Origin of the sequence: Duganella rhizosphaerae (assembly GCF_040364205.1) — a bacterium.
Lineage (GTDB): Bacteria > Pseudomonadota > Gammaproteobacteria > Burkholderiales > Burkholderiaceae_D > Rugamonas > Rugamonas rhizosphaerae.
Map to the genome: position 1 here is coordinate 151,631 of NZ_BPWK01000017.1, position 9,349 is coordinate 160,979.

A 9,349-nucleotide genomic window follows, 5' to 3' on the forward strand; every position below is an offset into this window, starting at 1 on the left:
GCGGCTCCGATCAGATGCCGTAGCCGGCGTCGCCGGTGTTGACGCCGACGTTGCGGGCGTGGCGGCGGAACAGCGGTACTTTCTGGTCCACCGACGCCTGGTAGGTTTCGGAGAAATCGGACAGGCCTTTGAGCGCATCGTGGATGTTGCGGTCCGGGCGCGTGGCGTAGGCGTCGAAGCCGACGCGCTGCATCGAGAACAGCTGGTCGCGCAGCACGTCGCCGATGGCGCGCAGTTCGCCGGTCCAGCCCAGGCGGGTGCGCAGGTTGTAGGCGATCGAGTAGCCGCGGCCATCGGTAAATTTAGGGAAGTCGACGGCGACCACGGCGACTTGGGACAGGTCGTCCTTCAGCGTTTCCGGGCGTTCGTCGCTGGCGATCCAGACGCCGATCTCGCCGGCGGCGGCGCGCGCAGCCAGCAGCTCGCGCTGCACCAGCCAGAGGCTCAGCGGCACGATGAATTTGCCCGCCGGGACGGCGACGGTGGCCGGGTCGTGTTTCGGCGCACCGTCGACCGGTTCGGCCAGGCGCAGCACCTGCCAGTCGTCTTCGACGACTTCACGGCCCTTGATGATCAGGTTTTTCACGGCTTCAGACATATTCATCCTCTCCAACCAGGCGACCGGCTTCGATCGGCGTGGCGTACACAAATTCCTTGAACGGCGCGACGCCCAGGCGTTGCGCGCAGTCGGCGAACGATTCGTCTTCGTAGCGTTCGCGCACATACACTTGCAGCAGGCGGCCTATCACTTCCGGCATTTGCAGCGCGGAGAACGATGGTCCGATGATCTTGCCGATGGCTGCGTTGTTGCCCTGCGAGCCGCCGATCGACACCTGGTACCATTCGCTGCCGTCCTTGTCGACGCCCAGCACGCCGATGCTGCCGACGTGGTGGTGGCCGCAGGCGTTGATGCAGCCGGAGATATTGAGTTCGATCTCGCCGATGTCGTGCTGGAAGTCGATGTTGTCGAAGCGCTCGGCGATGGCGGCGGCGATTGGCAGCGATTTGGCGTTGGCCAGCGAGCAGAAGTCGCCGCCGGGGCAGCAGATCATGTCGGTCAGCAGGCCGATGTTAGGCGTCGCCAGGCCCTTGGCCTTGACTTGCTCCCACAGCGCGAACAACTGCGACTGCTCGACGTCGGCCAGCACGATGTTCTGCTCGTGCGTGACGCGCAGTTCGCCGAAGCTGTGGCGGTCCGCCAGGTCGGCCATGAAGTCCATCTGCTCGGCGGTGGCGTCGCCCGGCGGCACGCCGGTCTTCTTCAGCGACAGCACCACGGCGGCGTAGCCCGGCTGCTTGTGCGGCTTGACGTTGCGGTTGACCCAATTGGCGAAGGCCTTGTTGCCGGCCTGCGCCGCGACCACGTCGCTGTCGTCCAGCTGCTTGTAGGCCGGCGGCTGGAAGTAGTCGATCACGCGCTGCATCTCTTCGACGGTCAGCGTTTCCGGACCGTCTTTCAGGTCGGCCCATTCGGCTTCGACCTGGCGGGTGAATTCTTCGACGCCGATGGCCTTCAGCAGGATCTTGATGCGGGCCTTGTACTTGTTGTCGCGGCGGCCATGCTGGTTATACACGCGCATCACGGCTTCGGTGTAGGTCAGCAGGTGCTGCCACGGCAGGAAGTCGCGGATCACGCTGCCCAGGATAGGGGTGCGGCCCATGCCGCCGCCGGCCATGAACTTGAAGCCGATCTCGCCGGCGTCGTTGCGCACCACGGTCAGGCCGATGTCGTGCACGGCGATGGCGGCGCGGTCTTCGACGGCGCCGTTGATGGCGACCTTGAACTTGCGCGGCAGGGCGATGAATTCAGGGTGGAAGGTCGACCACTGGCGCAGCACCTCGGCGTACGGACGCGGATCGATGATCTCGTCGGCGGCGACGCCGGCGTAAGGATCGGAGGTGGTGTTGCGGATGCAGTTGCCCGAGGTCTGGATGGCGTGCATCTCCACCGAGGCCAAGTCGGCCAGGATGTCCGGGGTCTGTTCCAGCTCGATCCAGTTAAACTGGATGTTCTGGCGGGTGGTGAAGTGGCCATAGCCGCGGTCATACTTGCGGGCGATGTGCGCAAACATGCGCATTTGCTTGGATGCCAGCAAGCCGTACGGCACGGCGATGCGCAGCATGTAGGCGTGACGCTGCATATACAGGCCATTTTGCAGGCGCAGCGGCAGGAATTCGGCTTCGGTCAGCTCATCGGACAGGCGACGGCGCACTTGATCCCGGTATTGGGCGATGCGTTCGCGGACGATGAGATGGTCATATTGGTCGTATTGATACATATTCTTCCTAGATAGTCGCTTGCTAGAACCCCCAAACTAGCGCTAATAGTAATAAACTTCGTCTTTATTCCATACGACTTAGTCTTTATTTGCTTATATACGTATTGGGTATAAGCATGGACGTTCAATTTATGATGAGCCTGGACCCGCAATGAACCTTCACCAACTGCGCTTCGTGCGCGAAGCTGTACGCCAGAACTACAACCTGACCGATGCCGCCAAGGCGCTGTTTACGTCGCAGCCGGGCGTGTCCAAGGCGATTATCGAGCTGGAGGAGGAGCTGGGCGTCGATATCTTCACCCGGCACGGCAAGCGTATCCGTGGCCTGACCGAGCCAGGGCGGCTGGTGCTGGAATCGGTGGAGTTAATTATGCAGGAAATTGACAGCCTCAAGCGCATCGGCAAGGAATATGCGGCCCAGGACAGCGGCAGTTTTACCATCGCCACCACACACACGCAGGCGCGCTACACGTTGCCGAAAGTGGTACAGGCCTTCATGCTGAAGTTCCCCAAGGTGCGCTTGTCTTTATTGCAAGGCAATCCGCAGCAGATCGCCGAAATGGTCCAGCGCGACCAGGCCGACCTGGCCATCGCCACCGAATCCATCGCCGGCGTGACCGGTTTGATAACTTTGCCATGTTATCAATGGGAGCACGTGGTGGTGGTGGCGCCGGACCATCCATTGCTTAAATCTAAGCAGGTTACGCTGGAAGAAATTGCCGCTTTCCCGATTATCACTTACGATGGCGCCTTTGCCGGCCGCAGCAAGATCGACCACGCCTTTTCCCTGCGCGGCCTGAAGCTGGACGTGTTGCTGGAAGCCATAGATGCCGACGTGATCAAGACTTATGTGGAGTTGGGCATGGGGATTGGTATCATAGCGGGCATGGCCTTCGATGCCGAGCGCGACAAATCGCTGCGCGCCATTCCTGTGGGCCACCTGTTCGGCATGAATGTGTCGCGGGTGGCGGTCAAGCAGGGGGCTTATCTGCGCAGCTATATCTACACCTTTATCGAACTGCTGGCGCCTACGCTCAACCGTAAATTGATCGAGCAGGCCATGAGCGGTGCAAAAGAACACTACGAACTGTAAATTAGAAAGTAAGACATGATTACCAACCAGTTGGCACAATTTTATGCCGTCAACGCCGATAACTATGACCAGGTCTACGCGCGGGAAGAGCGCTTCGACGATCTGGATGACTTGCAGGAAATGGTCGCCGAGCTGTTCCAGGGCCACAAGGTGCTGGAACTGGCCTGCGGCACCGCGTACTGGACCGACCTGATCGCCGAAGTGGCGGAATCGGTGCACGCCACCGACCTGGTGCCGGAAATGATCGCACTGGCCGAAACCCGCGGCTTGGACGAGGACGTCGTGACCTTCGGCGTGATGGACGCGTTCAACCTGCCGGACGGCCTGGAAGGCAAGTACACGGCGGTGTTTGCGGCCGGCCTGTGGACCCACGTCAAGCGCGAAGACCAGGAGAAATACCTGAAGACCTTGCGTGCCAAGCTGGGCAAGGACGTGCTGCTGGTGCTGCTGGACGAGACTTATGTCGATGGCGATAGCATGGTGTTCGCCCGCACCGATCTGGAAGGCAACACTTTCCAGATCCTGACCGCCGACGACGGCCAGCGCTACGAAGTGATGAAGAACTACCTGACCGACAGCACGCTGCGCAAGCGTTTCGCGACGTCGGCGCGGCAGATCCGCATCGAGCGGATGGAGTACTACTACCTGCTCAGCTGCCGGTTGAAATAAATAAAAACCTCTCCCAAAGCCGCGTTTCGCGGCTTTTTTCATGGTGATGCTGATTTACAACAAATGGCCGATGTCACATTGTTGAAGTAATTGATAGGCATGATTCGCCCCGTAGATTGATTACATGCAGTTACTTCTTCCAACCTTCAGTAGAGAACATCAAGTGAAAAAACTTACTCTGGTAGCAATGATCATCGGCGGTTTCGCAGCTCAAGCTCAAGCTCAATCGAATGTCACGATCTATGGCCTGGTCGACGCAGGCTTGGTCGGCGAGCGCGGCGGCGCGGCAGGCAGCGTGACCAAAGTCACCAGCGGTATCGGTGGCCAGTCGCGTTTGGGCTTCCGCGGCACCGAAGACCTGGGCAACGGCCTGTCGGCCATCTTCACCCTGGAAACCGGCGTGAAAGTGGATGACGGCGCGCTGGACAACGCCAACAGCGCCCTGTTCAATCGCCAAGCGTTCGTCGGCCTGAAAAGCAAGGAAGCCGGCACGCTGACCATCGGTCGCCAATACACCATGCTGTACAACGCCATGAGCCAGGTTGCCGACCCATTCGGCGCCGGCTACGCAGGCAGCATCAAGAACTTGTTCCCGGCAGCCGGCGCGAATACCCGCGCCAGCAACGCCCTGGTCTACTCGACCCCGGTGATGGAAGGCTTCAGCGCCGACGGCCTGTACTCGCTGGGCGAGCAGGCTGGCAGCTCGACCGCCGGCCGCCAGTTCGGCTTCGGCCTGAACTTCGCCAACGGCCCGCTGAACGCGCGCCTGGTGTACAACAACCGCAACAACGACACCGCCGCCGTCGGCGCCACCCCGGCCAAGCTGCAGGACAGCGGCCGCAACACCCTGTTCGCGATCAACTACGATTTCCAGGTTGTCAAAGCTTTCTTCGCCTACGGCGCGGACAAGGGCGTGAACAGCGCGGCCCTGCCGGTGGCGAATGCTTACGGCTACACCGTGGCGCCTAAGGCCAGCCTGGACAGCAACGACCTGCTGATCGGCGTGCAAGTGCCGGTCGCTCCTAGCGGCACCATCATGGCTTCGTACATCCGCAAGAACGACAAGACCGTCAACAACCAGGACGCCGATCAGTGGGCGCTGGGCTACCTGTACTCGGTATCGAAGCGTACCGGCCTGTATGTTGCCTACGCCAAGATCAAGAACAAGAACGGCGCCGGCTATACCGTTGGTAACAACAACGAAGCTGGTAGCGGCGACAAAGCCTTCAACGTCGGCATGCGTCACGCGTTCTAAGCAGGATCAGGCGACGTTTTCCTGAGGTGGCAGCGGTAGCCGGATCATGATCCGGGTGCCGCCGTCGCTGACGATGGAAATGTCGCCATGCAGTGCCCAGACCCGTTCGCGCATCCCGATCAGACCGAAGGATGAAGCTTTGTCCATGTCCTTTTCGGCGATGCCGCGGCCGTCGTCATGGATGGTGATTTGCAGCAGACCGTCGGTGCGATACAGCGACAGCAAGACATTGCGCGCTTCGGCGTGGCGGGTGATGTTGGTCAGCGCTTCCTGCGCAATGCGGAAGATGGCCGTGCTGTAGGCGTCGTCCAGTATCAAATCTTCTTCATTGGCGTCCAGCGTGCAGGCGATGCCGTAGCGTGAGACGAATTCCTGGCGCAAGCTCTCCAGCGCAAAATACAAGCCTCCTTCATCGAGCGCGCGCGGCCGCAGGTTGCTGGCGATGCGCCGCAGCGACGTGATCGCCGACATCAGCAGTTCATCCATGCCCGCCTGGAGTTTGCGCGCGGCCACGTCATTGCTGTGCTGTTGCTGCAGCAGCGCCAGGTCCACCCGCAGCGTCGCCAGCAGCTGGCCGAGGTCGTCATGCAGCTCGCGGGCGATGTGCTTGCGCTCCTCTTCCCGTATCGTTTGCAGCGCGGCCGACAGTTCCCGCAGCTGGGAGTAGGACTGTTCCAGCTGCTCCTGCACTTGCTTGCGTTCGGTAATGTCGCGCAGGATGATGGTGTAGATTTGGTGGCCGTTTTCGGATAGCGACGAGATCGATCCTTCGAGCGGGAAGTGCTGGCCGCTGGCTTTCAAGCCGGTCACGGCATAGTCGCTGGCGCGGCGGCCTTTCATGCGCAGCCGGATGCCGGTGTCGCCGAAATAGCGGGTGCTGGCCGGCTCGTTGCTCAGGCGCTGGTCGCGCGGGATGAATTGCTGCAAGGGCGAACCCTCCATGGCCTGCACCGTGGTGCCGAACATGGTGGCGGCCGAAGGGTTGGCTTGCAGGATGTGCTGATGCTCGTCAGTGGAGATGATGGCGTCGCTGGCATGCTGGATGATGCCGCGGCTGCGCTTGTGCGCGGCGGCCGTGCGCGCACATTGCCAGCCCATGCGCCAGGAAAGGCGGCTGGCCAGCGCGACGGCGCCGGTGAGCAACAGCAATGATCGGATACGGGCCATGCGCTTCCCCATGCGGCAGGGGGCCGCGTGGGTACACACTAAAGTATGCGCAGGGCAGGAGTTTGATGTGCCTCAGACGCGCTCGGCGTCTGAGGTGGATTACATCTGTTTGAACAGGTGCAGGAAGCTGCGGCTCACTTCCAGCTTGTCCGGCTTGCCCTTGATCATGACCAGGTGGCGGCCGCGGATGTCGCGCGTCACGCCTTCGATGGCGTTGACGTTGACCAGCGTGGCGCGGTGGATCTGCCAGAACAACGCGGGATCGAGTTCTTCCGCCAGGTCGCGCACCGGTTTGCGGATCAGCGCTTCGTAGCGCTCGGTCTGTACGCAGGTGTATTTTTCGTCGGAGCGGAAGAACAGGATTTCCTCGACCGGGATCATGCGCAGGTCCTGGCCGATGCTGGCCTGTATCCATTGCAGATAGGCTGGTTTCGGCGTCGCGATCTTTTCCGCCAGTTGCGACAGCATCGCCGTCACGCTGGCGTTGACGTCGGCGGCCGCAGCCGGCTTGCTCAGGCGGGTCTTGAGGCGGTCGACCGTGATTTGCAGGCGTTCCTGCTCGGGCGGTTTGAGGACGTAGTCGACCGCGCCGCGCTCGAAGGCTTCCACCGCGTAGGCGTCGTAGGCGGTCACGAACACGATGTGGCTCTTGTTGCCGATCACGGAAGCGGCTTCCATGCCGGTTTTGCCGGGCATGCGGATATCGAGGAAGGTGAAGTCCGGCTTGAGCTGGTCGACCAGTTCGATCGCTTCGTCGCCGTTCTTGGCTTCGCCAATAATTTCCAACTCGGGCCAGACCTGGCCCAAGCGCATGCGCAGTTGGTCGCGCATCAGTCTTTCGTCGTCGGCAATAATCGCAGTAGGCATCGTGGTAGGGTGTGTGGTGTTAATTATTTAGTTAGTTATTGAAAGGATTATTCAACGAATCGCCGTAATAATCAATCGTTCTTATTTGGACAGCTGGTACGGGACTTCGATCGTGGCGATCACACCGCTCGGGCTGTTGGCGGCGATCAGCAGCTGGCCTTGGTCGCCGTGCAGCAATTTCAAGCGTTCGCGGATGGTCATCAGGCCCAGGCCGGTGCCGTCACTGGGCACGGCGCCGAAGCCGAGGCCGTTGTCGGTGACGATCACGCGCAGCTTGTTGTGGGCCACGTCGGCGCGCACTTTCAGCGTGCCGCCTTCGGGCTTGGCTTCCAGGCCGTGCTTGATGGCGTTTTCCACCATCGATTGCAGCATCATCGGCGGGAAGGCGGCGGTGCGCAGGCCGTCGGGGATGTCGAAGTCCACGGTCAGGCGCTCTTCCATGCGCATTTTCAGCAGGTTCAGGTAGGCCAGCACCATGTCGGCTTCGCGGCCGAGGTTGGTGATCAGGGCGTTGTCGCGCATCTGCGGCAGCACCGCGCGCAGGTATTTGATCAGGCTGCGCTGCATGGCGGAGGCGCGCGGTGGGTCGGTTTCGATCAGGTGCTCGACCGAGGCCAGGGTGTTGAACAGGAAGTGCGGCTCGACCTGGGCTTGCATCATCTGCATCTTCGCCTCGCTGAGCTGGCGCTGCATGGATTCGCGTTCGACGGCGGCGTTGGCGGTCAGGGTTTCTGCTTCGGCGCGTTTTTTGCCGCCCATCAGGGCCTTGGTGCCGAACAGCGCGAGCACCAGTAGCGAGACAAAGCTCTTGAACCAGGTCGAGGCCTGACGATGGTAGCGGGTGACTTTTTGCTCGGCGGCGTCGTCGACGGCTTCTTCAATCGCGTTCGACAGTTCTTCGCCGATTTGCGGCGGCAGGTCGATATGGACTTCTTCGCCCGGCAAGGTGGGGAGGGCGGGGACGGAGGCTGCCGACGGTTTGCCTGGCTTGCCCGCCTTGCTTGCAGGGGCGGCTGGTTCGGCGGGGTGCGCAGGTTCGGCAGGCTGGGCTGGTTCGGCCGGCGGAGCAACGGGAACGTCCTTGTTGTCGTCGCTGCTGTCGGTTTTGTCGGCATCCTTGTTGCGGATCTTGCCTCGCGGGTTGAAATGGATGCCGCTATCGTCGATCAAAATATTGGTGTCGCCGTTTTTGCGTTTGGGATGCTTGTCGTTCTTGATCACGACTTCTTCGTCCGGGCTGGATGAAAACAGCTCGTCCTGCAGGATCGAGCCGGCGATCAGTGTCAACACCGCGAAGACCAGGAACTTCCACCACGACAGCTGAGTGACCCACGTTGCGGTCGAGTCAAAGCCTCGGTGCAGCCAGGCGCCGGCGGTTTTCAGGGTGTCTTGCGTTTTAGGCATCGGAAACATGTGAGGCTTTCGTTCTGTATTGTCATGCAAGCGGCAAGTGTAGCCTAACGGTCAACTGTCCAGCTTCCATATTGCTTTGAATGACAATGCTATTGGGACGATGCAACTGTAAGGGATAGCGGTCGCGGGAGCCAACGGCATGCGACAGTCTGCAGAAAACCGGGGATGAGAGGCGAAGAGAGGGGAAGGGGCGCATGCCGACGCTTGCGGAATTCATTCTCGTTTGCTATAGTTCGCCCCCTCGCAGAACACAGCGCATGTTGCTGAGTGAAGCGAGAAAAAGTAGGGGTTGACGAAACGATCTAAACGCTTCATACTCTTTCTTCTTCGCTGACGGACACAACGCTCCGCAGCAAACGCAGTACCGAATAAGTTCTTTAAAAATTTACAGTCGATAAGTGTGGACGTTTGATGAAAGTGCACACGTTGCTTAGGCAGCGTGAAACTTAAAATATCAAATGTTCACAAGAAGTAATGAAATAGGCGCTACGAAAGTAGTGGCCTGTCAGTATTTTGAGTGAGCGACCCCTTAGCAATAAGGGTGCTACGAGAGTAGCAAAAGTAACAGAGATTAAACTGAAGAGTTTGATCCTGGCTCAGATTGAA

The 9,349-nt window shown here is 60.3% G+C and carries 8 protein-coding genes; 3 read left to right on the forward strand and 5 right to left on the reverse strand.

Annotated elements, in window-relative coordinates; all coding sequences use genetic code 11:
* Positions 1-10: 10 nt before the first annotated feature.
* Positions 11-598, reverse strand: coding sequence for a DUF934 domain-containing protein (locus tag RUGAMON1_RS28015; protein WP_445233589.1), 588 nt, complete (start codon positions 596-598; stop codon positions 11-13).
* Entirely contained in the window at positions 591-2,279 is a 1,689-nt protein-coding gene (locus tag RUGAMON1_RS28020; RefSeq protein ID WP_445233590.1) for a nitrite/sulfite reductase, read from the reverse strand. Before RUGAMON1_RS28020 ends, RUGAMON1_RS28015 begins: the two co-directional genes overlap by 8 nt.
* A 151-nt stretch (positions 2,280-2,430) precedes the next feature.
* Between RUGAMON1_RS28020 and RUGAMON1_RS28025 the strand changes: the two genes are divergently transcribed.
* From RUGAMON1_RS28025 to RUGAMON1_RS28035, 3 genes are all read left to right on the forward strand, one after another.
* A complete protein-coding gene (locus RUGAMON1_RS28025) occupies positions 2,431-3,372 on the forward strand; it encodes a CysB family HTH-type transcriptional regulator (protein ID WP_445233591.1) in 942 nt (313 codons plus the stop codon).
* A 15-nt stretch (positions 3,373-3,387) separates the two neighbouring features.
* A complete protein-coding gene (locus RUGAMON1_RS28030) occupies positions 3,388-4,041 on the forward strand; it encodes a class I SAM-dependent methyltransferase (protein ID WP_445233592.1) in 654 nt (217 codons plus the stop codon).
* 163 nt (positions 4,042-4,204) lie between these two features.
* Positions 4,205-5,296, forward strand: coding sequence for a porin (locus RUGAMON1_RS28035; protein ID WP_510167300.1), 1,092 nt, complete (start codon positions 4,205-4,207; stop codon positions 5,294-5,296).
* A 6-nt stretch (positions 5,297-5,302) separates the two neighbouring features.
* On the opposite strand, the gene RUGAMON1_RS28040 is transcribed toward RUGAMON1_RS28035, so the two are convergent.
* From RUGAMON1_RS28040 to RUGAMON1_RS28050, 3 genes are all read right to left on the reverse strand, one after another.
* Positions 5,303-6,463 carry a sensor histidine kinase gene (locus RUGAMON1_RS28040; protein WP_445233593.1) on the reverse strand — a complete coding sequence of 387 codons (1,161 nt, stop codon included), beginning with the start codon at positions 6,461-6,463 and terminating at the stop codon, positions 5,303-5,305.
* Positions 6,464-6,562: 99 nt separating this feature from the next.
* Positions 6,563-7,330, reverse strand: a complete 768-nt coding sequence (locus RUGAMON1_RS28045; RefSeq protein WP_445233594.1) for a LytR/AlgR family response regulator transcription factor — start codon at positions 7,328-7,330, stop codon at positions 6,563-6,565.
* 81 nt (positions 7,331-7,411) lie between these two features.
* Entirely contained in the window at positions 7,412-8,743 is a 1,332-nt protein-coding gene (locus RUGAMON1_RS28050) for a sensor histidine kinase (RefSeq protein ID WP_445233595.1), read from the reverse strand.
* Positions 8,744-9,349 lie beyond the last annotated feature (606 nt).